General features: G+C 60.1%; 27 protein-coding genes and 1 pseudogene. 19 read left to right on the forward strand and 9 right to left on the reverse strand.

The genetic code is table 11. The features are described 5' to 3' along the window. Genes HYI44_RS02050 through aroC form a run of 3 tightly spaced genes read right to left on the reverse strand, consistent with a single transcriptional unit; the run spans position 1 to position 2,895 of the window. On the reverse strand, positions 1 to 627 hold the full coding sequence (locus HYI44_RS02050; protein WP_122839279.1) for a methylthioribulose 1-phosphate dehydratase: 627 nt from the start codon (positions 625 to 627) through the stop codon (positions 1 to 3). After that, on the reverse strand, positions 624 to 1,775 hold the full coding sequence (locus HYI44_RS02055; protein WP_225568616.1) for an MFS transporter: 1,152 nt from the start codon (positions 1,773 to 1,775) through the stop codon (positions 624 to 626). Before HYI44_RS02055 ends, HYI44_RS02050 begins: the two co-directional genes overlap by 4 nt. Before the next feature lie 28 nt (positions 1,776 to 1,803). Continuing rightward, the gene (aroC, locus tag HYI44_RS02060) at positions 1,804 to 2,895 is read right to left on the reverse strand and encodes a chorismate synthase (RefSeq protein WP_225568617.1); all 1,092 of its coding nucleotides are present in this window, start codon (positions 2,893 to 2,895) and stop codon (positions 1,804 to 1,806) included. A 129-nt stretch (positions 2,896 to 3,024) separates the two neighbouring features. On the opposite strand from aroC, the gene HYI44_RS02065 reads away from it, so the two are divergent. Together HYI44_RS02065 and HYI44_RS02070 are read left to right on the forward strand one after the other, a co-directional pair. Next, complete coding sequence (locus HYI44_RS02065; RefSeq protein WP_225568819.1) at positions 3,025 to 3,978, forward strand: alpha/beta hydrolase; 954 nt, start codon at positions 3,025 to 3,027, stop codon at positions 3,976 to 3,978. Between the two features lie 99 nt (positions 3,979 to 4,077). After that, on the forward strand, positions 4,078 to 4,857 hold the full coding sequence (locus tag HYI44_RS02070; protein WP_225568618.1) for a hypothetical protein: 780 nt from the start codon (positions 4,078 to 4,080) through the stop codon (positions 4,855 to 4,857). Positions 4,858 to 5,686: 829 nt separating this feature from the next. Here HYI44_RS02070 and prmB read toward each other — a convergent pair. After that, positions 5,687 to 6,595 carry a 50S ribosomal protein L3 N(5)-glutamine methyltransferase gene (gene prmB / locus HYI44_RS02075; RefSeq protein WP_122839283.1) on the reverse strand — a complete coding sequence of 303 codons (909 nt, stop codon included), beginning with the start codon at positions 6,593 to 6,595 and terminating at the stop codon, positions 5,687 to 5,689. 240 nt (positions 6,596 to 6,835) lie between these two features. On the opposite strand from prmB, the gene HYI44_RS02080 reads away from it, so the two are divergent. The 5 genes from HYI44_RS02080 (at position 6,836) to HYI44_RS02100 (ending at position 9,621) form a co-directional block, all read left to right on the forward strand. Next, complete coding sequence (locus HYI44_RS02080; protein WP_225568619.1) at positions 6,836 to 7,426, forward strand: cysteine hydrolase family protein; 591 nt, start codon at positions 6,836 to 6,838, stop codon at positions 7,424 to 7,426. Positions 7,427 to 7,557: 131 nt separating this feature from the next. Further along, positions 7,558 to 7,878: a hypothetical protein gene (locus HYI44_RS02085; RefSeq protein ID WP_045059151.1), complete on the forward strand. Its 321-nt coding sequence runs from the start codon at positions 7,558 to 7,560 to the stop codon at positions 7,876 to 7,878. 86 nt (positions 7,879 to 7,964) lie between these two features. After that, positions 7,965 to 8,522, forward strand: coding sequence for a Smr/MutS family protein (locus HYI44_RS02090; RefSeq protein WP_122839286.1), 558 nt, complete (start codon positions 7,965 to 7,967; stop codon positions 8,520 to 8,522). 77 nt (positions 8,523 to 8,599) lie between these two features. Next, positions 8,600 to 9,145, forward strand: coding sequence for a GTP cyclohydrolase I FolE (gene folE / locus HYI44_RS02095; RefSeq protein WP_045059149.1), 546 nt, complete (start codon positions 8,600 to 8,602; stop codon positions 9,143 to 9,145). A gap of 104 nt (positions 9,146 to 9,249) precedes the next feature. After that, positions 9,250 to 9,621 carry a glutathione S-transferase N-terminal domain-containing protein gene (locus HYI44_RS02100; RefSeq protein ID WP_122839287.1) on the forward strand — a complete coding sequence of 124 codons (372 nt, stop codon included), beginning with the start codon at positions 9,250 to 9,252 and terminating at the stop codon, positions 9,619 to 9,621. 78 nt (positions 9,622 to 9,699) lie between these two features. On the opposite strand, the gene HYI44_RS02105 is transcribed toward HYI44_RS02100, so the two are convergent. Further along, a complete protein-coding gene (locus HYI44_RS02105) occupies positions 9,700 to 10,866 on the reverse strand; it encodes a PLP-dependent aminotransferase family protein (RefSeq protein WP_122839288.1) in 1,167 nt (388 codons plus the stop codon). An 81-nt stretch (positions 10,867 to 10,947) separates the two neighbouring features. Between HYI44_RS02105 and HYI44_RS02110 the strand changes: the two genes are divergently transcribed. From HYI44_RS02110 to HYI44_RS02120, 3 genes are all read left to right on the forward strand, one after another. Then, on the forward strand, positions 10,948 to 11,391 hold the full coding sequence (locus tag HYI44_RS02110) for a MarR family winged helix-turn-helix transcriptional regulator (protein ID WP_122839289.1): 444 nt from the start codon (positions 10,948 to 10,950) through the stop codon (positions 11,389 to 11,391). Positions 11,392 to 11,734: 343 nt separating this feature from the next. Continuing rightward, positions 11,735 to 13,084, forward strand: coding sequence for an NCS2 family permease (locus HYI44_RS02115; protein ID WP_045060233.1), 1,350 nt, complete (start codon positions 11,735 to 11,737; stop codon positions 13,082 to 13,084). A 72-nt stretch (positions 13,085 to 13,156) separates the two neighbouring features. After that, positions 13,157 to 13,783, forward strand: coding sequence for a LysE family translocator (locus tag HYI44_RS02120; protein ID WP_225568620.1), 627 nt, complete (start codon positions 13,157 to 13,159; stop codon positions 13,781 to 13,783). A 224-nt stretch (positions 13,784 to 14,007) separates the two neighbouring features. Here HYI44_RS02120 and uraH read toward each other — a convergent pair whose 3' ends face one another. After that, positions 14,008 to 14,361 (reverse strand): hydroxyisourate hydrolase, encoded by a 354-nt coding sequence (uraH, locus tag HYI44_RS02125; RefSeq protein ID WP_008031462.1) that lies wholly within the window; start codon positions 14,359 to 14,361, stop codon positions 14,008 to 14,010. Between the two features lie 418 nt (positions 14,362 to 14,779). Between uraH and puuE the strand changes: the two genes are divergently transcribed. From puuE to HYI44_RS02165, 8 genes are all read left to right on the forward strand, one after another. Continuing rightward, positions 14,780 to 15,706 carry an allantoinase PuuE gene (puuE, locus tag HYI44_RS02130; RefSeq protein ID WP_045060231.1) on the forward strand — a complete coding sequence of 309 codons (927 nt, stop codon included), beginning with the start codon at positions 14,780 to 14,782 and terminating at the stop codon, positions 15,704 to 15,706. Further along, on the forward strand, positions 15,703 to 16,218 hold the full coding sequence (uraD, locus tag HYI44_RS02135; protein ID WP_045060230.1) for a 2-oxo-4-hydroxy-4-carboxy-5-ureidoimidazoline decarboxylase: 516 nt from the start codon (positions 15,703 to 15,705) through the stop codon (positions 16,216 to 16,218). The genes puuE and uraD overlap by 4 nt, the downstream gene beginning before the upstream one ends. A gap of 89 nt (positions 16,219 to 16,307) precedes the next feature. Continuing rightward, positions 16,308 to 17,303, forward strand: a complete 996-nt coding sequence (alc, locus tag HYI44_RS02140) for an allantoicase (protein ID WP_045060229.1) — start codon at positions 16,308 to 16,310, stop codon at positions 17,301 to 17,303. Positions 17,304 to 17,420: 117 nt separating this feature from the next. After that, complete coding sequence (locus HYI44_RS02145; protein ID WP_122839292.1) at positions 17,421 to 17,924, forward strand: ureidoglycolate lyase; 504 nt, start codon at positions 17,421 to 17,423, stop codon at positions 17,922 to 17,924. A 50-nt stretch (positions 17,925 to 17,974) separates the two neighbouring features. Further along, positions 17,975 to 19,273 (forward strand): urate hydroxylase PuuD, encoded by a 1,299-nt coding sequence (locus tag HYI44_RS02150; RefSeq protein WP_225568621.1) that lies wholly within the window; start codon positions 17,975 to 17,977, stop codon positions 19,271 to 19,273. A 141-nt stretch (positions 19,274 to 19,414) separates the two neighbouring features. Then, the gene (locus HYI44_RS02155) at positions 19,415 to 20,767 is read left to right on the forward strand and encodes a nucleobase:cation symporter-2 family protein (protein ID WP_225568622.1); all 1,353 of its coding nucleotides are present in this window, start codon (positions 19,415 to 19,417) and stop codon (positions 20,765 to 20,767) included. Positions 20,768 to 20,927: 160 nt separating this feature from the next. Further along, complete coding sequence (locus HYI44_RS02160; RefSeq protein WP_225568623.1) at positions 20,928 to 21,713, forward strand: hypothetical protein; 786 nt, start codon at positions 20,928 to 20,930, stop codon at positions 21,711 to 21,713. A gap of 374 nt (positions 21,714 to 22,087) precedes the next feature. Next, positions 22,088 to 22,873, forward strand: coding sequence for an outer membrane protein OmpK (locus HYI44_RS02165; protein ID WP_122839295.1), 786 nt, complete (start codon positions 22,088 to 22,090; stop codon positions 22,871 to 22,873). A gap of 47 nt (positions 22,874 to 22,920) precedes the next feature. Here the strand turns inward: HYI44_RS02165 and HYI44_RS02170 are convergent. From HYI44_RS02170 to HYI44_RS02180, 3 genes and pseudogenes are all read right to left on the reverse strand, one after another. Further along, positions 22,921 to 22,998: pseudogene (locus HYI44_RS02170) on the reverse strand (outer membrane lipoprotein carrier protein LolA); the annotation flags it as partial. 17 nt (positions 22,999 to 23,015) lie between these two features. Continuing rightward, positions 23,016 to 24,170: a patatin-like phospholipase family protein gene (locus HYI44_RS02175; RefSeq protein ID WP_122839296.1), complete on the reverse strand. Its 1,155-nt coding sequence runs from the start codon at positions 24,168 to 24,170 to the stop codon at positions 23,016 to 23,018. A 52-nt stretch (positions 24,171 to 24,222) separates the two neighbouring features. Further along, the gene (locus HYI44_RS02180; protein ID WP_122839297.1) at positions 24,223 to 25,155 is read right to left on the reverse strand and encodes a lipid A biosynthesis lauroyl acyltransferase; all 933 of its coding nucleotides are present in this window, start codon (positions 25,153 to 25,155) and stop codon (positions 24,223 to 24,225) included. Positions 25,156 to 25,273: 118 nt separating this feature from the next. Here HYI44_RS02180 and minC point away from each other — a divergent pair, with 118 nt between their 5' ends. Next, positions 25,274 to 26,011, forward strand: coding sequence for a septum site-determining protein MinC (gene minC, locus HYI44_RS02185; RefSeq protein ID WP_045060241.1), 738 nt, complete (start codon positions 25,274 to 25,276; stop codon positions 26,009 to 26,011). Positions 26,012 to 26,194 lie beyond the last annotated feature (183 nt).

A 26,194-nucleotide genomic window follows, 5' to 3' on the forward strand; every position in this document is an offset into this window, starting at 1 on the left:
TCATGCGTTACGGTTGGAGAGCGAGCGCATCTTCAACTCGCACTCAAACAAAAATTCGAAGGCCTCGATCTGCCGCAACGCGTCGCTCATGCGCGCGCCCCAGGTGTAGAGGCCGTGGCCGCGAATCAGGTATCCCACGCAATCAGGGTGCGCCTCCAGCCAAGGCTGAACCTTGGCGGCGAGGCGCGCAATGTCCTGGTCATTGTCGAAGACAGGCACGCGCACCCGGGATTCGTGGGTCGATACGCCACTGAAGGCTTTTTGCAATTCGTAATCTTCGAACTCGATGAAGGCTTGCGGCGTCAGGCGCGACAGCACCGTGGCGTTCACCGAATGGGTGTGCAGCACCGCGCCGATGTCCGCGCGCCAGCTGTAGAGCTGGGTGTGTAGCAGGGTTTCGGCGGAGGGTTTCTTGCCCGGTTCCAGGCTGTTGCCCGACAGGTCGGTGGCCAGCACATCGTTCAGGCTCAACTGGCCTTTGTGCTTGCCGGACACAGTCAGCAGCGCCTCGGTGGGCGACAGACGGGTCGAATAGTTGCTGCTGGTGGCCGGCGACCAGCCGCGGCCATAAAGAAAACGCCCGGCATCGATGATTTCCTGGGCGAGGTGTTCACGGGTAAGGCTCATGGCCGGTCCTCTTGCATGCGTGTGGCTATGATAACGGCAGCGGCGAAGGCCGCGAGACTGGCGATACTAAAGGTGAACGTCGCCCCGAGGGCATTCCAGCTGTAGCCGGAGTACAGCGCACCCAATGCGCCGCCGGTGCCAGCCAGGGCTGCGTACAACGCCTGGCCCTGCCCTTGCTGGCGCGCACCGAAACTACGTTGCACGAATTGGATGGCAGCGGCATGAAAACTGCCGAAGGTGGCCGCGTGCAGCACCTGGGCAAACAGCAGCACCCACACATATTCGGCGAACGAGCCCAGCAGCACCCAGCGCAGCGCCGCCAGCAGAAAACTCGCCAACAGCACCCGGCGCACGGAGAACCGCGCAAGGATCTTGCTCATGCCCAGGAACATCAGGACTTCGGCCACCACCCCCAATGCCCAGAGCATGCCGATCAGGCCACGGCTGTAGCCCAACTGCTCAAGGTGCAGGGTGAGGAAGGTGTAATACGGGCCATGGCTCAGTTGCATCAGGCCCACGCAGGCGTAAAACGCCAGGACGCCCGGGCTGCGCAGCTGTTGCAGAAAACCGTCGCCGGCGATCCGCTCGCTCTGCACCGGATCGGCATTGGGCACCCACAGGCTGCTGATCACGATCCCGGCCATGATCAGCACCAGCGCCAACGGATAAATGTCCAGGCTCAGCCACTCGAACAAGCGCCCCAGCGCAACGACGGTGATGATAAAACCGATGGAGCCCCACAACCGGACCTGGCTGTAGCGCGAGGTCTGGCCTTTCAAGTGCGCCAGGGTAATGACTTCGAACTGCGGCAGCACCGCGTGCCAGAAGAACGCGTGCAAGGCCATGACCATGGCCAGCCAGGCGTAGGTCTTGCTGACGAAAATAAGCGAGAACGAAAGCAGCGTGCAGACCGCACCAAAGCGCACGATCGCCAGGCGCCGGCCGCTGTAGTCGCCCAGCCAGCCCCAGATATTGGGCGCCACGCACCGCATCAGCATCGGGATGGCCACCAGCTCGCCGATGCGCGCGCTGGAAAACCCCAGGTGATCGAAGTACAGCGCCAGGAACGGCGCCGTCGAACCGAGCAAGGCGAAATAGAACAGATAGAAACTGGAAAGCCGCCAGTACGGGAGTGCCGCTGTCGTCATCAGACAGCAGCGGCCGTGAGGCCAGCCATTAAAGCTGACCCAGCACCGGCGTGCTCACTCGCACATCGGCATTCTGCCCACGGTGGCGCAGCAGGTGATCCATCAGCACGATGGCCATCATCGCTTCGGCAATCGGCGTGGCGCGGATGCCCACGCACGGGTCATGACGGCCCTTGGTAATTACATCCGCCGGGTTGCCGTGGACGTCGATCGAACGGCCTGGCGTGGTAATGCTGGACGTCGGCTTCAACGCCAGGTGCGCAACGATCGGCTGGCCGGAGGAAATGCCGCCCAAAATGCCCCCGGCGTTATTGCTGAGGAAACCTTCGGGGGTCATTTCGTCGCGGTGTTCGGTGCCGCGCTGGGCGACGCTGGCGAAGCCGGCGCCGATTTCCACGCCCTTGACCGCGTTGATGCTCATCAGCGCATGGGCCAGCTCGGCGTCAAGACGGTCGAAAATCGGCTCGCCCAGGCCTGGCATCACCCCTTCAGCAACCACGGTGATCTTCGCGCCGACCGAATCCTGATCGCGGCGCAACTGGTCCATGTAGGCCTCAAGCTCGGGCACCTTGTCCGGGTCCGGGCTGAAGAAGGCGTTGTCTTCTACCGAATCCCAGGTCTTGAACGGGATCTCGATCGGGCCCAACTGGCTCATGTAGCCCCGAATGACGATGCCCTGGGTCGCCAGGTATTTTTTTGCGATCGCGCCGGCCGCCACGCGCATCGCGGTTTCACGGGCAGAACTGCGACCGCCACCGCGGTAATCGCGCTCGCCGTATTTGTGGTGGTAGGTGTAGTCGGCGTGGGCGGGACGGAACAGATCCTTGATCGCCGAGTAGTCCTTGGACTTCTGGTCGGTGTTGCGAATCAACAGGCCGATCGCACACCCGGTGGTGCGGCCTTCGAACACGCCAGAAAGGATTTCCACCTCATCGGCTTCCTGACGTTGCGTGGTGTGACGGCTGGTGCCGGGTTTGCGGCGATCGAGGTCGCGCTGCAAATCCTCCAGGGAGATTTCCAGGCCCGGCGGGCAGCCGTCGACAATGGCGACCAACGCCGGACCATGGCTTTCGCCAGCGGTGGTGACAGTGAACAGCTTGCCGTAGGTATTGCCGGACATGCAGGACGCTCCGTGAATTGAACGTGAATACGTAATGCGTGCCAGTATACGCAGGCTACCCAAGTAGTTCATCCTCGAACCTTATGGGTGCCCGCGAGTCCAACCGGCACCTTTGTGAATGATGGCGTGATGATGCTGCGAGTTCTAGCCTTGAGCCTTACCTTGTTTACCGGATTTGTGCAGGCCACTGTCCTGCAACGTCCCATCTCGCTGGACACCGGCAGCGGCGAACTGTTTGGTTCGTTGTTGTTGCCAAAGTCCGACACCCCCGTGCCCGTGGTGCTGATCATTTCCGGCTCCGGCCCGACCGATCGCGACGGCAACAACCCCGACGGCGGGCGCAACGACAGCCTCAAGCGCCTGGCCTGGGTGCTGGCCAAACACAACATCGCCAGCGTGCGCTACGACAAGCGCGGCGTTGCCGCGAGCCTGCCCGCCACCCCGGACGAGCGCAATCTGTCAGTGGAGGGCTACGTGTCCGACGCCCAGGCGTGGGGGCGCAAGCTCAAGGCCGACCCGCGATTCGGCCAGTTGATTCTGCTGGGGCACAGCGAAGGTGCCTTGATCGCCAGCCTCGCCGCGCCCGATGTTGATGCCGCGGCGGTGATTTCCATGTCCGGCAGCGCCCGGCCAATTGACCAGGTACTGCGCCAGCAATTGAGCAACCGTCTGCCTGCGCCCTTGATGTTGCGCGCCAACGAATTGCTCGACAGCCTCAAGGCCGGCCGCACCGACGACAACGTGCCGCCGCAACTGCAGGTGATTTTCCGCCCGAGCGTGCAGCCGTACCTGATCTCACTGTTTCGCCAGGATCCGGCAGCGGCGTTCGCCAAGCTGGCGATGCCGGCGCTAATCATCCAGGGCAGTAACGACATCCAGGTCGGCGTCGGTGACGCCAAGCTGCTCAAGGCGGCCAAGCCGGACGCCGAACTGGCACTGATCGAAGGCATGAACCACGTGATGCGCATCGTACCCAACGACGTGAAGCGCCAGTTGGCGTCTTACAAGGATCCGAATTTGCCGCTAGCCGCGGAGCTGGGCTCACGCATCATCGGGTTTATTGACGGACTTCGTGCCAGCTAAGCGCTATTGACCCTCCAGTCCTGCAGAAAACGGCCGATAAGCCGGTGTCGCCAGCATTAAGCCTGGCGACACGCCGAGCTTGGACAGGACCTTGCCGTTATGACTGACACCCCGACCGCAGCTGAACAGGACGCGCCCCCAGCGGTCGAGCTGCCGTGGGCGGACGTGCACGCCGAGCATCACCAGATGCTGCGCCTGGCCCCCCTGCAGACTGATCGCAACACCGGCGGACGACCGCTGCGCTTTGTCGAATTCGGCTACGCCGAACGTCATGACAAGGAACGCAGCCTGATGCGCATGAGCATCACCCTGCCCGGCCAGCGAGTGCGCAAGGAGCAGAACCTGCTGGATGTGTGGGTCGATCACCAGGACAAAAGCGTGCACTTCGGCCCCGACAGCGGCTTGCAGATCGAACCGATGAATCGTGGCGTCGGTCGCTTCATGGCGACCCAAGGCATCACCTGGCTGAAGCAACACTGGCCCGGGTACAAGGTCAACGGCCGCGATCTCAATAACAAGGACGCGCTGAACGAAGACACCCGCCTGCGTCGTGATGACTTCCTCAAGGGGCACGGTTTTGAAGTGATCTATGCCGATGCCCAGCATCTCAAGGGCAGCGTCAAGGAGGTGCCGGTCGGCGACCTGAAGGCGCAGTGGAACAGCGAGAAGGTGCAGGTGGTGGAAATTCTCGAGGCGGCGCAGATGCTCCAGCAGGCCGAGCAGAACCTGGCCGAGCAGGAGGTCAAACTCAAGCAACACGAGGAAAAGGTCAGCAAGTACCGGCGCGAGGACACGGCGCTGCGCTTTACCATCTCATGCCTGGTGGCATTTGCGGTGTTTCAGGCGGGGTTGTTGATCTGGATTGCTACGCACAGGTAGGCCTTGGGGGCTGTGGTGCCGCCATCGCTGGCAAGCCAGGCTCCCACAGGATTCCCGTCGCTCCGATAATGACTGAGCGACACAAAAACCTGTGGGAGCCTGGCTTGCCAGCGATGGCGTCCTCAGGTTTTCCTGTCGCTCCGATACTGGCTTAGCGACACAAAAACCTGTGGGAGCCTGGCTTGCCAGCGATGGCGTCCTCAGGTTTTCCTGTCGCTCCGATACTGGCTGAGCGACACAAAAACCTGTGGGAGCCTGGCTTGCCAGCGATGGCGTCCTCAGGTTTTCCTGTCGCTCCGATACTGGCTGAGCGACACAAAAACCTGTGGGAGCCTGGCTTGCCAGCGATGGCGTCCTCAGGTTTTCCTGTCGCTCCGATACTGGCTGAGCGACACAAAAACCTGTGGGAGCCTGGCTTGCCAGCGATGGCGTCCTCAGGTTTTCCTGTCGCTCCGATACTGGCTGAGCGACACAAAAACCTGTGGGAGCCTGGCTTGCCAGCGATGGCGTCCTCAGGTTTTCCTGTCGCTCCGATACTGGCTGAGCGACACAAAAACCTGTGGGAGCCTGGCTTGCCAGCGATGGCGTCCTCAGGTTTTCCTGTCGCTCCGATACTGGCTGAGCGACACAAAAACCTGTGGGAGCCTGGCTTGCCAGCGATGGCGTCCTCAGGTTTTCCTGTCGCTCCGATACTGGCTGAGCGACACAAAAACCTGTGGGAGCCTGGCTTGCCAGCGATGGCGTCCTCGGGTTTTCCTGTCGCTCCGATACTGGCTGAGCGACACAAAAACCTGTGGGAGCCTGGCTTGCCAGCGATGGCGTCCTCGGGTCAGACGCGGGACGCGAATAGCGCCTGATGCTCCCGGCACTGCTGCGCCGTCAACATGAACACCCCGTGTCCACCGCGCTCGAAGTCCAGCCAGGCGAAATCGACTTCCGGGTACAACGCCTCGACGTGCACCTGGCTGTTACCTACTTCGACAATCAGCAACCCCTTCTCGGTCAAATGCTCGCCGGCTTGCGCGAGCATGCGGCGCACCAGGTTCAAGCCATCGTCGCCGCAGGCCAGGCCGAGTTCCGGCTCATGCTGGTACTCGTCCGGCATGTCGGCAAAATCTTCGGCATCGACATAAGGCGGGTTCGACACGATCAGGTCAAAGCGCTGCCCCGGCAACCCATCGAACCCATCGCCCTGCACCGTGTACACGCGCTCATCGACGCCATGGCGCTCGATGTTCTGGTTGGCCACTTCCAGCGCTTCGAAGGACAAATCAGCCAGCACTACCTCGGCGTTCTGGAATTCGTAGGCACAGGCAATGCCAATGCAACCGGAACCGGTGCACAGGTCGAGGATTCGTGCAGGCTCGCTGCCCAACCATGGCTCGAAACGTTTTTCGATCAGCTCGCCGATCGGCGAGCGCGGGATCAGCACGCGTTCGTCCACGATGAACGACATGCCGCAGAACCAGGCCTCACCGAGCAAATAGGCAGTGGGAATACGTTCTTCGATGCGCCGTTTGAGCAACCGCTGGAGGTTGACCAACTCGTCATCTTCCAGGTTGCAGTCGAGGTAGCTGTCCGCCATTTCCCACGGCAGGTGCAATGCACCCAACACCAGTTGACGAGCTTCGTCCCAGGCGTTGTCGGTCCCATGGCCGAAGAACAGATCCTCCCCATGGAAGCGGCTGACGGCCCAACGGATATGGTCGCGCAGGGTACGAAGTCGGGAAGTGATCACGGGGGCAAACTCTCTGAAAAAACGACTGGCGATTCTACCAGCCAAAACGCCTTGCGACGACGCCGTAAAAACATCCCGGCAAATGTAGGACTTTTCTGTTTTTATGCCAGGCCAATGAACAAATTGTGAGTATTGACAAGGCTGCAAGCCAGTAAAGACGGCATCTGCGATGGTAGCGATTCACAGAAGCGCTCAGCCAGAGGACAATGTCGCAAAAGCCCCACCCGAAGGAGCCCCAGAATGTCCGTTCCAAAAACGATGTTTCAACTCAGCGGCCGCGGTTATGCAGCAGCCAATCTGAGTCATGCGACCCTTGTCATCATCGATGCCCAGAAGGAATACCTCAGTGGTCCCCTGGCCCTGAACGGCATGGATGCTGCCGTCGCGAACATCAAGCAACTGGTAAGCGCTGCCCGCGCCGCCGGCCGGCCGATCGTGCATGTGCGCCACCTTGGCACCGTGGGTGGGCTGTTTGACCCCCAGGGCGAGCGCGGTGAATTCATTCCGGGCCTGGAGCCCCTTGCAGACGAAACCATTATTGGCAAATTGCTGCCGAGCGCGTTTCACGGCACCGAACTGCTGGAGCGCCTGCAGAATCTGGGCTCGCTGGACCTGATCGTATGCGGCTTCATGAGCCATTCCAGCGTCAGCACCACCGTGCGCGCGGCGAAGAACCTGGGCTTTCGCTGCACCCTCGTCGAAGACGCCTGTGCCACCCGCGACCTGCCCTACAAGGGCACACTCCTCAGCGCCGAACACGTGCAGCAGACAGAAATGGCGATCATGGCGGACAACTTCGCCACCCTCGCCCTGACTCACGAACTGATTTGACCGATGCCTGACGAGCGGTGCATATCGCCGCTCATCCGCAAAAGCCTCTCGTTTGCTGTAATTGTCTTAGCCTCAGGAACATCCCGGTCAACTCCCGGTCGAAGGGCCGATACCCATTGAGGAAGGTCGGAATGAAGTTATCCGATGGTTTTGACGCTCGGCGCCTGCGCCCCAAAGGCCAGAGCAACTGGCGTTTTCGTTTTGGCGCCGCGTTTGCTGCGCTGCTGGCCACCTGCGGCGTGCTGCTGGCGATGGCCGGCGCTGCCAGCCTGCTCGGCCGCCCGCCCGCACTCGGCGAACTGAATGCAAGCCCCCTGGGCTCGACGATCATCCTGGCTGTCGGGCTGTTCGTTTTGTACCTGGGCGTATGGTTGTGGCGCCGCTGCCGTCGTCGCGCGCGGCAATCACGGGAACTGAACATGTCGCCGCACCTGATGAAAAAACACGATTGATGCAAAGGCCCGCCTGCTGACGGGCCTCAATTGTTATGGCTCAAGCCCCGACTTGGGTAAACTGGCCGCCCTTCGCGGAGGCTGACATGCAAGACGACGATTTTTCCCTGTTCAAAAGTGCGATCCAAGGCGTCAAGCCGATCAAGCACGATCGCGCCGAAACCGGCAAACCCAAGGCTGACCGTGCGCAGATCGCCAAGCTGCGCCAGGCCGCCACCGTGCGCACCGATGCCACCACCGTTGACGGCCTGTCCGACCAGTTCGTGATCGACGTCGGCCCCGAAGACGAGCTGATGTGGGCCCGTGACGGGGTGCAGGAAAGCCAGATGCGCAAGCTCAAGGTCGGCCAGATCCCTTTCGAAGGCAGCCTCGACCTGCACGGCATGACCGTGGAAAAAGCCCGGGAAACCCTCTGGGCCTTCCTCGCCGAAGCCACCAAGTTCGAAATCCGCTGCGTGCGCGTCACCCATGGCAAAGCCGTGCGCCTGGACGGCAAGCGCCCGATGATCAAAAGCCACGTCAACACCTGGCTGCGCCAGCATTCCCAGGTGCTCGGCTTCACCTCGTGCCAGGCCCGACACGGCGGTGCCGGAGCGGTTTATGTGATGCTCAAGCGCACCATGATGGAAGGTCGCGACGAGTAAACCTGTCGCTTCACGCTTGCAGCGCCGTGTCCGCCACCGTACCCTTGCCCTTTGCGTAGAATCCCACAGGTAGTTTCATGTCCCTGGAACAGAATTACACCGCGATTCTCGGCCAATTGGGCGAGGACGTATCCCGCGAGGGCCTGCTCGACACGCCAAAGCGTGCCGCCAAAGCCATGCAGTACCTCTGCCGCGGCTATGAACAGACGCTGGAAGAAGTCACCAATGGTGCCTTGTTCAGCTCCGACAACAGCGAAATGGTGCTGGTGAAGGACATCGAGCTCTACTCGTTGTGCGAGCATCATCTGCTGCCGTTCATCGGCAAGGCCCATGTTGCCTACATTCCGAGTGGCAAGGTGCTGGGGCTTTCGAAAGTCGCGCGGATCGTCGATATGTACGCCCGCCGCCTGCAGATCCAGGAAAACCTCAGCCGCCAGATCGCCGACGCGGTAATGGAAGTCACCGGCGCCCTGGGCGTTGCAGTGGTGATCGAGGCCAAGCACATGTGCATGATGATGCGCGGTGTGGAGAAACAGAATTCGTCGATGATCACGTCTGTGATGCTCGGTGAGTTCCGTGAGAACGCCGCGACTCGCAGCGAATTCCTCAGCCTCATCAAGTAATTCGCAACACGGAGAAAACCGGCATTCATCGCCGGTTTTTTTTCGTCCGGCAAAAATCAGGTAAGCTGCGCGCCTTTATCAATTCCCACCGTGAGGCTTGTACCGTGTTCGTAAAAGCGCTTCGTGTCGGCCTTGGCCAACTGATCATTTTCATCGACTTCATCACCCGCCCGGGCAAGAAGCAGCGCCCAGCCGAGGTTCAGGCCAAGGTCAACTCCGCCGCCAGGGACCTGACCCTGTATCAATTCCACGCCTGCCCGTTCTGCGTGAAAACCCGCCGTACCCTGCGCCGCCTGAATGTTCCGGTCGCGCTGCGCGATGCGAAGAACAACGAACAGGATCGCCAGACCCTGCTGGAACAAGGCGGCAAGATCAAGGTGCCGTGCCTGCGCATCGAAGAAAATGGGCAGACCACCTGGATGTATGAGTCAAAGGTGATCATTGATTATCTGGATAAGCGATTTGCAGCGGCCTGAGACTCTCTGATGCCGTTGATGGCCACAAATTCCTGACAACAATAAACCGGCCCTGCGCCGGTTTATTTGTTCTCAGCCTCAGGCAGCGTCCGCCACCCCGGCCTGACGCACTACCGCCGCCAACCGGCCAAGACCTTCATCCAATCGCGCCGGGTCAATGTGACTGAAGTTCAAGCGCAGATGGCCATGATGCTTATCAGGCTCGGGGAAAAAAGGCTCCCCCGGCATGAACGCCACATCCGCCGCCAGTGCTGCCGGGAGCAACGTGCGAGTATCCAGCGGCTGCTTGAGCTTCAGCCAGAAAAACAGACCACCTTGCGGCACCTGCCAATCTGCCAGGTCGGAGAAATGCGTGTGCAGCGCCGACTCGAAGGCATCACGGCGCAGTCGATAGAAATCGCGCAACTCACTCAGGTGCCGCTGATACTTCTCGCTGCCGATCCACTGCAGCGCCTGCCACTGCCCGACCCGATTGGTGTGCAGGTCGGCCGACTGCTTGAGCTTGAGCAAATGCGGGAACAGGTCGGGGCTGGCAATCAGATAGCCCACTCGCAACCCGGGTAACAGGGTCTTCGACACGGTGCCGGTATAGATCCAGCTACTGTTGCGCAAGCGACTGACGATTGGCGTTGCGCTGCCGCCATCGAAGGTCAGCTCGCGGTAGGGTTCGTCTTCGATCAGCGTCACGCCGAACTCATCGAGCAACGCTGCCACCGCATCACGCTTGGCTTCGCTGTAGCGCACGGCCGACGGGTTCTGGAAAGTCGGAATCAGGTAGATGAAAGCGGGCTTGTGCTGTTCCAGGCGCGTGCGCAATTTGATCAGGTCAGGACCATCGGCCTCCAGCGGCACAGTGATGCAGTCGGCGCCGAACAGCTGGAAAATCTGCAGCGCCGCCAGGTAGGTCGGGGCCTCGAGCAGAATTTGCGTGCCTTTGTCGATGTACAACTTGGCCGCAAGATCGAGGGTCTGCTGCGAACCGCTGACAACCAGCACCTGGCTCGCCTCACACGGCACACCTAACGCCCGCGCTTCAGCCGCCAGCGCTTCGCGCAAGGCCGGCTCACCTTCGCTCATGCCGTACTGACCCATCGAAGTGGGCATATCTGACCATTCGACCTTCGGCAACATGACTTCGGCCGGCAGGCCGCCAGCGAACGACATCACTTGCGGGCGCTGAGCGGCGGCGAGTATTTCTCGGATCAACGAACTTTTAAGGCGTGAGACACGTTCGGAAAATGCCATGGGATCACCGGTAGCGAGGCCTGAAGGAAATGAGTCAAACTGATTGACCAAAATTACGACAGCTTAGGCGGATACGTCAATATGCTTGACCTTAAAAACCCAAGATCCCAACAACAGGCGATGGAAGCGTTCTTCTTCGGCTATCAGGCGTTCACCGCCAAGGCTGACGAAATGCTCGAGCGTCGCGGCTTAAGCCGGGTGCATCAGAGAATCGTGTTTTTCATTGCCCGTTACCCGAACCTGAGCGTCAAGCAACTGCTGGAGTTGCTAGGCGTCACGAAGCAGGCCCTGAACATGCCCCTGCGCCAGCTGACGGAAATGCAGCTGGTGGCCAGCGTGGCGTCCGAGACCGACAAGCGCAAACGTCTGCTGGAACTGACTGGCGATGGCGCGCGATTCGAGCAGTCGTTGCGCCGCGAGCAGGTGAAGCTGCTGGAGAAGGTGTTCGCCGAGGCTGGGGAGGCGGCGGTGAATGGCTGGCTGGCGGTGAATCTGGCTTTGGGGGGGAGCCATGCAACCGGCTAAGTCTGGCGTGATGGGCATGTATTGCCCGACCTCGCCCTTTCGCGAGCAAGCCCCCTCCCACAGGGTGTTGGTGATGCACGCAGCATTTGCGTTCGGCGGATATCGCTGTGGGAGCCGGGCTTGCTCGCGAAGGCGGCATGTCAGGCGATATACTCCGATCTGCAAACTTTTCGTCTACAAGATCAAAAACAATATTTGCTTTATTTGTACACAAAAGCATAATCCACCTCGTGCGAGTTCCTGACCAAGCGGTCAACAAATTCGCAAGTGCCTCAAAGGACCGCTGCCGCCCTCATGGGTCCGGTCCTGGAAATAACAATAAAACTCTTGAGGAGTACTCGCTGTGGAAAGCCGCAAATCCGAAGCATCGACGCTGGACCTCTCGCCGCCCGCCCCCACCGGCTGGCTGGAGCGTCTGTTTAAACTCAGCTTGCATGGCACCACGGTGAAGACCGAGTTGATTGCCGGTCTGACAACCTTCATCACCATGGCTTACATCATTTTCGTCAACCCCAACATCATGGCCGATGCCGGGATTGATCACGGTGCGGCTTTTGTCGCCACCTGCATCGCCGCTGCGCTGGGCTGCCTGCTGATGGGCCTTTATGCCAACTGGCCGGTCGGCCTGGCGCCGGGCATGGGGCTTAACGCGTTCTTCACCTACACCGTGGTCGGCACCATGGGCTACAACTGGGAAACGGCTCTTGGCGCGGTGTTCGTGTCTGGCGTGCTGTTCATGTTCCTGACCTTCTCGCGGATCCGCGAATGGCTGCTCAACAGCATTCCGGTGAGTTTGCGCTACGCCATGGGCGCCGGCGTTGGGTTGTTCCTGGGGCTGATCGGCCTGAAAACCGCGGGCATCGTCGTCGATAGCCCGGCCACCCTGATCAAACTGGGCTCCCTGCGCGAACCTGGCCCGCTGCTGGCAGCCATCTGCTTCCTGATGATTGCTGTTCTCAGCTACCACAGGGTATTTGGCGCAATTCTGATCAGCATCATCACCGTGACACTGGCAGGCTGGGGCCTGGGCCTCGTTCACTACGAAGGCATCATGTCGGCCCCGCCGAGCCTGGCTCCGACCTGGATGGCCATGGACGTCGCCGGCGTGTTCAACGTCAGCATGATCAGCGTGGTACTCGCCTTCCTCTTCGTGCACATGTTCGACACCGCCGGCACCCTCATGGGCGTGGCCCAGCGCGCCGGCCTGGTGAATGCCGACGGTAAGATCGAAAACCTCTCCCGCGCCCTCAAGGCCGACAGTGCTTCCAGTGTCTTCGGTGCGGTAGTGGGTGTGCCGCCCGTCACCAGCTATGTGGAAAGTGCCGCTGGCGTTGCCGCTGGTGGTCGGACTGGTCTTACCGCAGTCACCGTAGGTGTGCTATTTATTGCCGCGATGTTCTTCGCACCGCTGGCCGGGATGATTCCCGCTTACGCCACAGCCGGCGCGCTGATCTATGTCGCCATGTTGATGATGGGCGGCATGGCTCACATCGAATGGGATGAAGCGACCGACAGTATCCCGGCGATTGTCACCGCGATCATGATGCCCCTGACGTTCTCGGTTGCCGACGGTATCGCCTTGGGTTTCATCACCTACGTGGCACTGAAGGCCGGCACGGGCAAGTACAAGGAAATTTCCGTCAGCCTGTGGGTGTTGTGCGCGATCTTCATCGCCAAGTTTGTTTTCTTGTAAGCGTTACGCAGTAAGCGTTCCGAACCAGCCTCACCCCGTCGGGTGGGGCTTTTGCGCAAATGGAGGAAAGTGATGAGTCTGGAAACCTGGCTGCTGTTCAGCGGCGCTGCACTGGTGGTGATCCTGATCCCGGGACCGCTATCGTTGCTGATGATCAGCAACAGTCTGAATTACGGTCTGCGACGGTCTTACCCCGCTTTCCTGGGGGGTGTGATTGCCTCGATCTGCCTGCTCAGCGCTTCGGCATTGGGCCTGGGCGCCCTGCTGCTGGCTTCGGAACAGCTGTTCAGCGCGCTGAAGATTGTCGGCGCGCTGTACCTGTTCTACCTCGCCTGGCAGAGCTGGCAGCAATCGCGCCAACCGTCGGTGGGCGCTGAAGTGCCCCTGGCGGCGGCTGTTCCGCGCTTTCGCGCACTGTTCGGGCGCGCATTTGTATTGGGCGCAAGTAATCCGAAGGACATTCTTTTCTTCGCTGCGTTTCTGCCACAGTTTTTGAGCGCCGAACAACCGTTCCTGCCTCAGTTGCTGGTGATGATTGCGACGTGGACGGTGCTGGATCTGCTGTGCAAGTTGGCTTATGGGCTGGGTGCGCACGGCGCGGCGCGGTATCTGCGAAGCGGCAAGGGGCAGAGTTGGTTTAACCGGATCAGTGCCGGCCTGTTCAGTGGTGCGGGTGCGGCGTCGCTGTTGAGCCGTTAGCAAGGCAAAATCAAAAGATCGTCCGAACGCGGCCCGAGCCTTCGGACGATCTGGAGGTGATGTTGCCTGTTGGGGCCCCATCGTGGGCAAGCCCGCTCCCACAGTGGATTGTGGTGCTCTTCTGACTTTCCAGCAGGCAAAAAAAAGCCCGCAGTGTGAGCGGGCGAAAGACCAAAGAAGCTATATGCGCAGTCGCTTCCCGGTTGGGGCAGCTGCTTGGGGGATCAGCTGCCGCGATACGTGGAATAGCTGTACGGCGAGATCAGCAGCGGTACGTGGTAGTGATCCTGTTCGGCAGAGATGCCGAACCGCAACACCACGACGTCCAGAAACGCTGGCTCCGGCAACTGCACGCCACGGGCGCGGTAGTAGTCGCCTGCATGAAATTGCACCTGATAAACCCCGGTACGGTAGTCATCGCCTTGCAGCAGCGGTGCATCGACCCGCCCGTCGCTGTTGGTTATCGCGCTGGCGACCAATTCCAGCTGCGAGCCTTCAACGCGGTAGAGCTCGACCTTGATCGAGCTGCCCGGGCAACCGTGTGCTGCATCCAAAACGTGAGTAGTCAAACGTCCCATTGATTCTGCGCGCCTGTGGTGTTGAGCCATCAGGCCTCGCGCCTCCCGAAGTCAGTTAAAAAGGAGACCGCACCGATTCGGAGCACGAAACGCTGCGGCTAGAGACTGATTAAGACACTTCTCAAAAAAATTGTACACAATAAAAACGACATTTTTCACACAGCTATCGCCAACCGCGGATCAGTGCCGTATCCGGCCGCTCAGCACGCCGCATAAGGACCTTCGATCCATTAGCTGACCAATCAGGCAGGTTTCTTGCACTACCACTGCAAGATGACAGCGGGTAAAAAATGCGAAAATTCAGACTTACAATGTGCACATAAAGTTGTATACAATAATCCCATCGCTGTGACGCCAGCCTGTGATTCCACCGCCAGGCCGCCACACAACCTGTTAACGAACAAGAAGGAAGACTGCAGTGAGCGCTGACTACCCACGCGACCTGGTCGGTTACGGCAGTAACCCTCCGCACCCACACTGGCCGGGCAATGCCCGCATCGCCTTGTCCTTCGTGCTCAACTATGAAGAAGGTGGCGAGCGCAACATTCTGCATGGCGATAAGGAGTCTGAAGCGTTCCTCTCGGAAATGGTCTCGGCGCAGCCGCTGCAAGGCGAGCGCAACATGAGCATGGAATCGCTTTACGAGTATGGCAGCCGCGCCGGCGTCTGGCGGATCCTGAAACTGTTCAAGGAATTCGACATTCCGCTGACGATCTTCGCGGTGGCCATGGCCGCCCAGCGTCACCCGGACGTGATCCGCGCCATGGTCGACGCCGGCCACGAAATCTGCAGTCACGGCTATCGCTGGATCGACTACCAGTACATGGATGAGGCCCAGGAGCGCGAGCACATGCTCGAAGCGATCCGTGTGCTGACCGAGATCACCGGTGAGCGCCCACTGGGCTGGTACACCGGCCGCACCGGCCCGAACACCCGGCGCCTGGTCATGGAAGAAGGTGGTTTCCTTTACGACTGCGACACCTACGACGATGACCTGCCCTACTGGGAACCGAACAATCCGACCGGCAAGCCGCACCTGGTGATCCCTTACACCCTGGACACCAACGACATGCGCTTCACCCAGGTCCAGGGCTTCAACAAGGGCGATGATTTCTTCGAATACCTCAAAGACGCGTTCGATGTGCTGTACGCCGAAGGCGCCGAAGCACCGAAAATGCTCTCGATCGGCCTGCACTGCCGCTTGATCGGCCGTCCGGCGCGCCTGGCTTCGCTCAAACGCTTTATCGAATACGCTAAAAGTCATGAACAGGTGTGGTTCAGCCGTCGCGTCGACATCGCTCGCCACTGGCACGAAACCCACCCGTACCAAGGGCCTGCAAAATGAGCACTTTTCAAACTCTCAAACCCTCGACCCTGAGCCGCGACGCCTTCGTCAAAGCCTTTGCCGACATCTACGAACATTCGCCATGGGTGGCCGAGAAGGCCTTTGACCTGGGCCAGGACGCCTCGATCGACCAGATCGAAACCCTGCACCAGCGCATGAGCGACATCCTGTTGAGCGCCGATCACGCCAGCCAGCTGGCGTTGATCAACGCTCACCCGGACCTGGCCGGCAAAGCTGCCGTCCAGGGCCAGTTGACCGAAGCCAGCACCAATGAACAGGCTGGCGCCGGTATTCACCAATGCACGGCAGAAGAGTTTTCTCGCTTCACCGAGCTGAACGACGCCTACAAAGCCAAGTTCAAGTTTCCCTTCATCATGGCGGTAAAAGGCAGCAACCGGCATCAGATCCTCGCGGCGTTCGAAACGCGCATCAACAACTCGGTCGACACCGAATTCAAATGCGCGCTGGCGGAGATCAACAAGATCGCCCTGTTCCGATTACTGACCCTATAAGCGAGCCTGGCCCAGGTGTTTTCAAACGCAAATGACACCCGGGGCCTTGCAAGCATCCCAAGCCAACTTATTAAAGGCAGACAAGAAGAATGAAAGCTTACGCCGTACCTTTCGAGAAGTTCGTCAACCTGGCCGATGCCCGCCTGGGCACCAAGATCATCTCGGTCACCGATGACTGGTTCGCAGACGCCAACCGTCTGTTCCAACCGACCCCGGCCGTATGGAAGGAGGGCGTGTTCGATGACAACGGCAAGTGGATGGACGGCTGGGAGTCGCGCCGCAAGCGCTTCGAAGGTTACGACAGCGCCGTGATCCGCCTGGGTGTACCAGGTTCGATCAAGGGCGTGGACATCGACACTTCATTCTTCACCGGCAACTTCCCGCCATCGGCCTCACTGGAAGCCTGCTTCCTGGCCTCGGGCGAGCCAGACGACAACACCCAGTGGACTGAAGTGCTGTCGGCCGTCGAGCTGCAGGGCAACAGCCATCACTACCACGAAATCAGCAACGACCAGTCGTTCAGCCACCTGCGTTTCAACATCTACCCGGACGGTGGTGTGGCTCGACTGCGCGTGTACGGCATTCCATTCCGCGACTGGTCGGCTGTGGGCGACAACGAGCAAGTTGACCTGGCTGCAGCCCTGAACGGCGGCCGCGCCCTTGCCTGCTCTGACGAACACTTCGGTCGCATGAGCAACATTCTGAACCCGGGCCGTGGCATCAACATGGGCGACGGTTGGGAAACCGCACGTCGTCGTACCCCGGGCAATGACTGGGTCATCGTAGCGCTGGGTCATCCGGGCGAGATCGAAAAAATCATCGTCGACACCCTGCACTTCAAGGGCAACTACCCGGACACCTGCTCGATCCAGGGCGCGTTCGTGAAAGGCGGTACCGACAGCCAGATCGAAACCCAGTCGCTGTTCTGGCGTGAGCTGTTGCCGGCGCAGAAGCTGGAAATGCACGCCGAGCACACCTTCGCCGAGCAGATCAAGGCACTGGGCCCCATCACCCACATCCGCCTGAACGTGTTCCCGGACGGTGGTGTGAGCCGCCTGCGAGTTCTCGGCAAGGTCGCTAAATAAGCGCTGAACCCAATCGCCAGCAGGCTGGCTCCCACATTTGCAATGCATTCCCCTGTGGGAGCCAGCCTGCTGGCGATAGCAACAGAACCAACAACACAGAATTCGGAAAAGAACAGCATGCGCACACTGACGATTGAACCGCTGACCAAAGAAGCCTTCGCCCCTTTCGGTGACGTCATTGAAACCGACGGCAGCGATCACTTCATGATCAACAACGGTTCGACCATGCGCTTCCATAAACTGGCGACGGTTGAAACCGCTGCGCCGGAGGACAACGCCATCATCAGCATCTTCCGCGCCGACGCGCAGGACATGCCACTGACCGTTTGCATGCTGGAGCGCCATCCGCTGGGCAGCCAGGCTTTCATTCCGCTGCTCGGCAACCCCTTTCTGATCGTGGTCGCGCCAGTTGGCGATGAACCTGTATCAGGCTTGGTCCGCGCCTTCGTCACCAACGGCAGGCAGGGCATTAATTACCATCGCGGCGTTTGGCACCATCCGGTGCTGACGATCGAAAAGCGGGATGACTTCCTGGTGGTTGATCGCAGTGGCACAGGCAATAACTGCGATGAGCATTTTTTCAAAGAGGATGAGCGTTTGATCCTTGCCCCCCACCAATAAGAGAAGGTCTGATCACTCGACAACAGAGTGACAGGCGAGAGGTAAAGACTGTGGAAGCACATCTGTTGGAATGGCTGAACCTGAGCGTGCGCTGGGTTCACATGATTACTGGCGTGGCCTGGATCGGTGCGTCGTTCTATTTCGTCTGGCTGGAAAACAACCTCAATCGGGTCAACCCGAAAAGTGGCCTGGCCGGTGATTTGTGGGCGATCCATGGCGGCGGTATCTACCACCTGGAAAAATACAAACTGGCTCCACCGACCATGCCGGACAACCTGCACTGGTTCAAATGGGAAGCCTACTTCACCTGGATGTCGGGGATCGCGCTGCTGTGCGTGGTGTTCTACTCCAACCCGACGCTCTACCTGCTGGCACCCGGCAGCAGCCTGACCGGTCCTGAAGGCGTTCTGCTGGGCATCGGCTCGCTGTTCGTCGGCTGGTTCGTCTACTCCTTCCTCTGCGACTCGGCCCTGGGCAAGCGCCCTGCACTGCTGGGTTTCATTCTGTTCGTGCTGATCATTGGCGCCGCCTACGGCTTCAGTAAAGTGTTCAGCGGCCGCGGTGCGTACCTGCACGTCGGCGCGATCATCGGCACCATCATGGTCGGCAACGTGTTCCGCATCATCATGCCAGCACAACGTGCGCTGGTGGCGGCTATTGCCGAGAACCGCACGCCCGATCCGGCACTGCCGGCCAAAGGCCTGCTGCGTTCACGGCACAACAACTACTTCACCTTGCCTGTGCTGTTCATCATGATCAGCAACCACTTCCCGAGCACCTACGGCAGCCAGTACAACTGGCTGATCCTGGCCGGGATCGCGGTACTGGCAGTGCTGGTACGTCACTACTTCAACACCCGTCACGACAGCCACAAATTTGCCTGGACCCTGCCGGTGGCAGCGGTGGGCATGATTTGCCTGGCCTATGTGTCCGGTCCGAAGCCGATGTCCAGCGCGCCTGAAGTCGCCAAGGCCGCCATCGAGTACCAGCCACTGCCGGAAACCGCCCTGGGCGGTGACAAGAAGCCGGTTGAAGCTGCACCAGCGACGGCTCCTGCAACGGCACCAACCCAGGCAGCGAATGCCGGCCCGGGTTTTGACAAGGTGCACAACGTGATCCAGGAACGCTGCACGGTCTGCCATTCCGCCAAGCCGACCAGCCCGTTGTTCAGTGCTGCACCGGCTGGCGTGATGTTCGACACCCCCGACCAGATCCGCCAGAACGCCCCGCGTATCCAGGCGCAAGCGGTCACCAGCCAGATCATGCCACTGGGCAACATCACCCAGATGACCCAGCAGGAACGTGACCTGATTGGTGCCTGGATTGTGCAGGGAGCCCAGACCAATTAACCGCTGAAAAGCATCGCGAGCAAGCCTTGCTCCCACTGGATTCCCAGGAATTCTGTAGGAGCAAGGCTTGCCCGCGATTGGCCGCGGCGCGGTCGACCTGATGCACAAAATCACAAGAATAAAAAAGATCCGAGGTGTTGCATGTCCGAGCTATCCGAAGCGCGCATCCCCGACGCACCCGCTATTCAGCGTTTGCCCCTGTTGCAACTGATCCTGGTCGGACTGCAGCACGTTCTGCTGATGTACGGTGGCGCCATTGCGGTGCCGCTGATCATCGGACAGGCCGCAGGCCTGAGTCGCGAAGAAATCGCCTTCCTGATCAACGCCGACCTGCTGGTTGCCGGCATCGCCACCATCGTGCAGTCCCTGGGCATCGGCCCGATGGGCATCCGCATGCCGGTGATGATGGGCGCCAGCTTTGCCGCCGTCGGCAGCATGGTTGCCATGGCAGGAATGCCTGGCATCGGCCTGCAAGGCATTTTCGGCGCGACCATTGCCGCGGGCTTTTTCGGCATGATCATCGCCCCGTTCATGTCCAAGGTCGTACGTTTTTTCCCGCCCCTGGTGACCGGCACGGTCATCACCTCAATCGGTTTGTCGCTGTTCCCCGTGGCCGTCAATTGGGCCGGCGGTGGCGCCGGTGCGGCGCAATTCGGCTCACCGATCTACCTGGCCATCGCCGCCCTGGTGCTGGGCACCATATTGCTGGTGCACCGTTTCATGCGCGGCTTCTGGGTCAATATCTCGGTGCTGATCGGCATGTGCCTGGGTTATGTGATCTGCGGCCTGATCGGCATGGTCGACCTCAGCGGCATGGCCCAGGCGCCCTGGGTACAGATCGTCACTCCGCTGCATTTCGGCATGCCGAAATTCGAGCTCGCACCGATCCTGTCCATGTGCCTGGTGGTGGTGATCATCTTCGTCGAGTCCACCGGCATGTTTCTCGCCCTGGGCAAGATCACCGGGCAGGAAGTTTGCCCGCGGATGCTGCGACGCGGCCTGTTGTGCGACGCCGGTGCTTCATTCTTTGCCGGTTTTTTCAACACCTTCACCCACTCCTCGTTCGCCCAGAACATCGGCCTGGTGCAGATGACCGGAGTGCGCTGCCGCTCGGTCACCATCGTCGCCGGCGGCTTGCTGATCGTACTGAGCTTGCTGCCCAAAGCGGCGTTTCTGGTGGCGTCCATTCCACCGGCGGTATTGGGCGGTGCAGCCATTGCCATGTTTGGCATGGTTGCGGCCACCGGGATCAAGATTCTGCAGGAAGCCGACATCGGTGACCGTCGCAACCAGTTGCTGGTGGCGGTGAGCATCGGCATGGGGTTGATCCCGGTGGTCCGGCCGGAGTTTTTCGCCCACCTGCCCTTGTGGATGAGCCCGATCACCCACAGCGGAATTGCGATGGCGACGTTGAGCGCGCTGTCGCTGAACCTGCTGTTCAACATCCTCGGCGGCAAGGAACGCGCCGCCATCAACGACTGCCACGCGCACTGACAAACAAGTACACGCCCGGCCAGGTGGAAGCGAGCCTGCTCGCGATGACGTTATCAGACTCAACACTTCATTGACTGATACACCGCCATCGCGAGCAGGCTCACTCCCACAGGGTTGGAGCCCCCGTGCCTTGAACAATAAAAACAAGAAGGAGCACCAGATGATCCGGACTCAGAAAAACCTGCTGTTGGGCGCCGCCCTGCTGACCACTAGCCAGGTCATGGCCGGCGACTTGTTGCTGTGGCAGACCAACAGCCTGAGCTATCTCTATGGCAAGGACTTTGCGGTCAACCCGTCGATCCAGCAGACGGTGACATTCGAGCACGCCGATGGCTGGAAGTACGGCGACAACTTCATGTTCATCGACAGCACCTACTACAACGGCGAGCAAGACCGCAACAAAGGCGTTCACGCCTATTACGGCGAGTTCAGCCCGCGACTGTCCTTCGGCAAGATCCTGGACCGACGCTTCGAACTCGGCCCGATCAAGGACGTGTTGCTGGCCATGACCTACGAGAATGGCGAAGACGACAGCGAGGCCTACCTGATCGGCCCCGGTTTTAACCTCGCAATACCGGGCTTCAACTTTTTCACCTTGAATTTTTACTATCGCCAGACCGAAGGCTCACGCCCCGGCAGCGATGTCTGGCAGGTCAGCCCGGCCTGGTCCTACACCCTTCCGCTCGGCAATTCGAGTGTACTGATCGACGGCTACCTGGACTGGGTGGTGGATAACGACCAGAACGCCCGTGGCACTTATCACGCCAACGTGCACTTCAACCCACAGATCAAGTACGACCTGGGCAAGTCCATGGGTTGGCGGGAGAAACAGGTGTACGTCGGCATCGAATACAGCTATTGGAAAGACAAGTACGGCATCGAAAACAGCGCCAGTTTCGACACCAATGAAAACACCACCAGCCTGCTGGTGAAGGTGCACTTCTAAGATGACCCGCAACCGTGCCCCAAACCTGTCGCCGGTGCGCTGTTGCGGGGCACTTGAGACCTGGCCAAGGAGTCAGTATTCTCCGCGGCCGCCTGAATCCGCTTTAAAAAAAAGCCCGGATTTAATTCCTGACCAGAAAGCCAACTTATCCCGGCTCTGGACGGTATCAAGGCCTCCCCGAACCACTCTCAATCGACTGTTTTTGAGCAGCCGAGCGGGAGTTTTTTGGTTTTCGCAAAGCCTTGGCGCAGCTTTTGCTAACAGCAATAAAGCTGACCGAATGGATGATTTTTGCAGCTTGAGAAAAAGGCGCCACACCAGAGCGCCGACCTTAAAAAAATAACGTGATACCACTACTTTTTGGGAGCAACCGAATGAAACGTACGTGCACTAGCCTGATGCTGGCAGGATCGTTACTGGCGGGGGGCCAGGCCATGGCCGGCGACTTGCTGCAATGGCAGGACAACAGCCTGACTTATCTGTATGGCAAAGACTTCCAGGTCAACCCGCGCATCCAGCAGACCGTGACATTCGAACACGCCGACGGCTGGAAATACGGAGACAACTTCTTCTTCATCGACAAGATTTTCTACAACGGCAAGGAAGACTCTTTCGCCGGCAAGAACACTCACTACGGCGAATTCAGCCCGCGCTTGTCATTCAACAAGATTTTCAACCAGAAGCTGGAGTTCGGCCCGATCAAGGACGTGCTGCTGGCCATGACCTATGAGTTCGGCGAAGACGACACCGAGTCGTACCTGATCGGTCCGGGTTTCGACCTGGCCATCCCCGGCTTCGACTACTTCCAGTTGAACTTCTACAACCGTCACACCGAAGGCGACCGTCCGGGTGACGACGTCTGGCAGATCACGCCAGCCTGGTCCTACACCATCCCGGTGGGTGACTCGGACGTGCTGATCGACGGCTTCATGGACTGGGTCGTCGACAACGACGTGAACGACAAAGGCGAATACCACGCCAACCTGCACTTCAATCCGCAAATCAAGTACGACCTGGGCAAAGCCCTGAGCCTGGGTGCCAAGCAGTTGTACGTCGGTGTCGAGTATGACTACTGGAAAAACAAATACGGTATCGAAGACAGCCAGGGCTTCAAAACCGATCAGAGCGTGACCAGCTTCCTGGTCAAGGTTCACTTCTGATTTTGTAAGAGTGAGGCTGCTCGCGAAGGACAGAGAGCGCCACGATTTGTAGGAGCGAGCTTGCTCGCGAAGGACCAGAGAGCGCCACGGGGTGTCAGGCTCCCAGCGTCATCGTTCACGTCCATCGCGAGCAAGCTCGCTCCTACAGCAACCCCAGAAACCGGGACAACTCCTCACGCTTGGCCAGCGCATCCCGCCGCCCCAAATCAATCAACTCGCTGCAATACCCCGCCTCGAACAACAGATAACTCAACACCCCCGCTCCACTCGTCTTGGTCGCCCCCGGCCCGCGCAGGAACAGGCGTAGCGCCGCTGGTAATTCCTGCCGATGCCGCGCAGCGATCTCATCGAGCGGCTGGCTCGGAGAGATCACCAGCACCTCCACCGGCGCCACGCCGAGCGCTCGGGTGGGTGTGCCATTGGGCATCAGGTGACTGAACTGGTTGAGACGTTGCAGCAGCTCGATGTCGCTTTCCAGGCTGTCGATGAACGTGCTGTTGAGCATGTGCCCGCCAATTTGCGCGAGGGTCGGCTGCTGGCCGGTATAGGCGCGTTGCAGCGGCTGCTCGGGATCGACCCCGCGCGGGTTGCCGCTGACCCCCACCACCAGCACGCGGCTGGCCCCAAGATGCAGGGCCGGACTGATGGGGGCCGATTGGCGTACCGCGCCGTCGCCGAAATACTCTTCACCGATTTTCACCGGCGCGAACAGCAGCGGAATCGCGGAACTGGCGAGCAGGTGCTCAATGGTCAACTGCGTAGGCACGCCGATGCGACGATGGCGTAACCAGGCGTCGATGGTGCCGCCGCCCTGGTAAAACGTGACGGCCTGACCCGACTCATAGCCGAACGCAGTGACCGCCACGGCCTGTAACTGTTTCTGCGCGATCGCCTCAGCGATCCCGGACAACTGCAGCTTGTCGTCGAGCAGCCCGCGCAATGGCGAACTGTCAAGCAAGGCCACCGGCACCTGGGCACCGATCCCGAGCAGGCTGTGGCCGACAAAGCGGCTGGCCTGATGGATCACCCCAGGCCAGTCGCTGCGCAACACCAAATGACTGCGAAAGCCTTGCCAGAACGCCGTCAGGCGCTCGATGGCAGCACGGAAATCCAGCGCGCCACTGGCCAGGCTGACCGCATTGATCGCACCCGCCGAGGTACCGACAATAACCGGGAACGGATTACGTGCACCCTGCGGCAGCAACTCGGCAATCGCCGCCAGCACTCCCACCTGATAGGCCGCCCGAGCCCCACCGCCGGAAAGAATCAAGCCTGTAACCGGTTCAACGGGACTCATCGCAACGCTCCATGGTGCTTGTTGGTAGTCCGCTCCTGCAGGGGATCATGTTTCAACCGCGCTTGGCGTACAGTTTGGGTTCACCGGGTGGGCGGCTCTTGAAACGCCGATGCGCCCACAGGTATTGCTGCGGACAGTCGCGCAGCACGCCTTCGACCCACTGATTGATGCGAATGCAGTCGGCTTCCTCGGTTTCCCCCGGAAAGCCTTCGAGCGGCGCATGGATCATCAGTCGATAGCCGCTGCCGTCCGCCAGGCGCTCCTGGGTGAACGGCACCACCAGTGCCTTGCCCAACCGTGCGAACTTGCTGGTGGCCGTCACAGTTGCGGCCTGAATGCCAAACAGCGGCACGAAGATACTTTGCTTGGCGCCGTAGTCCTGGTCCGGTGCATACCAGATCGCGCGCCCGGCCCGCAGCAGCTTGAGCATGCCGCGCACGTCGTCACGCTCCACGGCCAGCGAGTCGAGATTGTGGCGCTCGCGGCCGCGGCGCTGGATGTAATCGAACAGCGGGTTCTTGTGCTCGCGGTACATGCCATCAATGGTGTGCAGCTGGCCGAGCAGCGCCGCCCCGATTTCCAGGGTGGTGAAATGCACGGCCATCAGGATCACCCCCTTGCCTTCGCGTTGGGCTTTTTGCAGATGCTCCAGGCCTTCGACATGCGCCAGCTTCGCCAGCCGCTCGCGCGACCACCACCAGCTCATGGCCATTTCAAAGAAGGCGATGCCGGTGGAAGCGAAATTTTCCTTGAGCAGGTGTTTGCGCTCGGCGGCGGATTTTTCCGGAAAACACAATTCGAGATTGCGCTTGGCGATGCGCCGTCTGTCGCCCGCCAGGCGATACATCACGGCGCCCAGGAGCCGACCGATGGACAGCAACGCCGGATAAGGCAGTTGGACAATCAGCCACAATAGCCCCAGACCACACCACAGCGGCCAGAAACGCGGGGAAAGAAATGCTCTTCGAAAACGCGGGCGATCCATTAAAGGTTCCGTCAAGACAATGGCCGCGCATTCTACATCGTTAGACCCGGCTTGCGGCCTGCGGGCGTTCTCGTTATAAGTCTCGGCACTTTTAGTGACAAGTCGTTGTATGCCGACCATGAGCCAAACCGAACCGCTAGACAAAGATCCCGTGTTCCAGTTGAAGGGCAGCATGCTCGCCATTACGGTGCTGGAACTGGCCCGTAACGACCTCGAGAACCTCGATCGACAACTGGCCGCCAAGGTCGCCCAGGCGCCTAACTTCTTCAGCAACGCGCCACTGGTGTTGGCCCTGGACAAACTTCCACCGGGTGAGGGCGCCGTTGATCTGCCGGGCCTGATGCGCGTGTGCCGCCAGCATGGCCTGCGCACCCTGGCGATCCGCGCCAGTCGCATCGAGGACATTGCTGCGGCCATCGCGGTCGACCTGCCGGTGCTGCCACCGTCCGGTGCCCGTGAGCGAGCCCTGGACCCGAATGAAGGGGTTGTCGTGAAAAAACCGGAGAAACCACCGGAGCCGACGATCAAGCCGACCAAAATCATCACCTCCCCCGTGCGCGGCGGCCAGCAGATTTACGCCCAGGGTTGCGACCTGGTGGTGATCTCCTCCGTCAGCCCGGGGGCGGAACTTCTCGCCGATGGCAACATCCATGTATACGGCCCGATGCGCGGTCGCGTGCTGGCCGGGGTCAAAGGCGACACCAAGGCCAGGATTTTCTGTCAGCAGATGAGCGCTGAACTGGTCTCCATTGCAGGCCACTACAAGGTTTCGGAGGACCTGCGACGCGACCCTTTATGGGGTTCAGGCGTTCAGGTCAGCCTGTCGGGCGATGTGTTGAACATCATTCGGCTTTAACGGATACTGCCGCATTTTCCAAGCATCTCTAAAACGTAGCGAAAACGGCTTGAACGAAGTGGGAAAATGGCCAGAAAGCAGTGTTTACCGAAGGTAAGCGCCGTTCAGGGCCGGATTCCAGCCAAGGCTGTCCGACTGCAGTAGTTTTCCAGAGATGTTTTTTCAGGGGCTAAATGTCCTTTT

It is taken from the genome of Pseudomonas sp. Y24-6 (assembly GCF_020295325.1).
Classification (GTDB): Bacteria; Pseudomonadota; Gammaproteobacteria; order Pseudomonadales; family Pseudomonadaceae; genus Aquipseudomonas; species Aquipseudomonas gregormendelii.

Coding starts and splice junctions, on each gene's coding strand:
- HYI44_RS02050 (WP_122839279.1), bottom strand. CDS start 627: ATGAGCCTTACCCGTGAACACCTCGCCCAGGAAATCATCGATGCCGGG.
- HYI44_RS02055 (WP_225568616.1), bottom strand. CDS start 1,775: ATGACGACAGCGGCACTCCCGTACTGGCGGCTTTCCAGTTTCTATCTG.
- aroC (WP_225568617.1), bottom strand. CDS start 2,895: ATGTCCGGCAATACCTACGGCAAGCTGTTCACTGTCACCACCGCTGGC.
- HYI44_RS02065 (WP_225568819.1), top strand. CDS start 3,025: ATGATGCTGCGAGTTCTAGCCTTGAGCCTTACCTTGTTTACCGGATTT.
- HYI44_RS02070 (WP_225568618.1), top strand. CDS start 4,078: ATGACTGACACCCCGACCGCAGCTGAACAGGACGCGCCCCCAGCGGTC.
- HYI44_RS02080 (WP_225568619.1), top strand. CDS start 6,836: ATGTCCGTTCCAAAAACGATGTTTCAACTCAGCGGCCGCGGTTATGCA.
- HYI44_RS02085 (WP_045059151.1), top strand. CDS start 7,558: ATGAAGTTATCCGATGGTTTTGACGCTCGGCGCCTGCGCCCCAAAGGC.
- HYI44_RS02090 (WP_122839286.1), top strand. CDS start 7,965: ATGCAAGACGACGATTTTTCCCTGTTCAAAAGTGCGATCCAAGGCGTC.
- folE (WP_045059149.1), top strand. CDS start 8,600: ATGTCCCTGGAACAGAATTACACCGCGATTCTCGGCCAATTGGGCGAG.
- HYI44_RS02105 (WP_122839288.1), bottom strand. CDS start 10,866: ATGGCATTTTCCGAACGTGTCTCACGCCTTAAAAGTTCGTTGATCCGA.
- HYI44_RS02110 (WP_122839289.1), top strand. CDS start 10,948: ATGCTTGACCTTAAAAACCCAAGATCCCAACAACAGGCGATGGAAGCG.
- HYI44_RS02120 (WP_225568620.1), top strand. CDS start 13,157: ATGAGTCTGGAAACCTGGCTGCTGTTCAGCGGCGCTGCACTGGTGGTG.
- uraH (WP_008031462.1), bottom strand. CDS start 14,361: ATGGGACGTTTGACTACTCACGTTTTGGATGCAGCACACGGTTGCCCG.
- uraD (WP_045060230.1), top strand. CDS start 15,703: ATGAGCACTTTTCAAACTCTCAAACCCTCGACCCTGAGCCGCGACGCC.
- alc (WP_045060229.1), top strand. CDS start 16,308: ATGAAAGCTTACGCCGTACCTTTCGAGAAGTTCGTCAACCTGGCCGAT.
- HYI44_RS02145 (WP_122839292.1), top strand. CDS start 17,421: ATGCGCACACTGACGATTGAACCGCTGACCAAAGAAGCCTTCGCCCCT.
- HYI44_RS02155 (WP_225568622.1), top strand. CDS start 19,415: ATGTCCGAGCTATCCGAAGCGCGCATCCCCGACGCACCCGCTATTCAG.
- HYI44_RS02160 (WP_225568623.1), top strand. CDS start 20,928: ATGATCCGGACTCAGAAAAACCTGCTGTTGGGCGCCGCCCTGCTGACC.
- HYI44_RS02165 (WP_122839295.1), top strand. CDS start 22,088: ATGAAACGTACGTGCACTAGCCTGATGCTGGCAGGATCGTTACTGGCG.
- HYI44_RS02175 (WP_122839296.1), bottom strand. CDS start 24,170: ATGAGTCCCGTTGAACCGGTTACAGGCTTGATTCTTTCCGGCGGTGGG.
- HYI44_RS02180 (WP_122839297.1), bottom strand. CDS start 25,155: ATGGATCGCCCGCGTTTTCGAAGAGCATTTCTTTCCCCGCGTTTCTGG.
- minC (WP_045060241.1), top strand. CDS start 25,274: ATGAGCCAAACCGAACCGCTAGACAAAGATCCCGTGTTCCAGTTGAAG.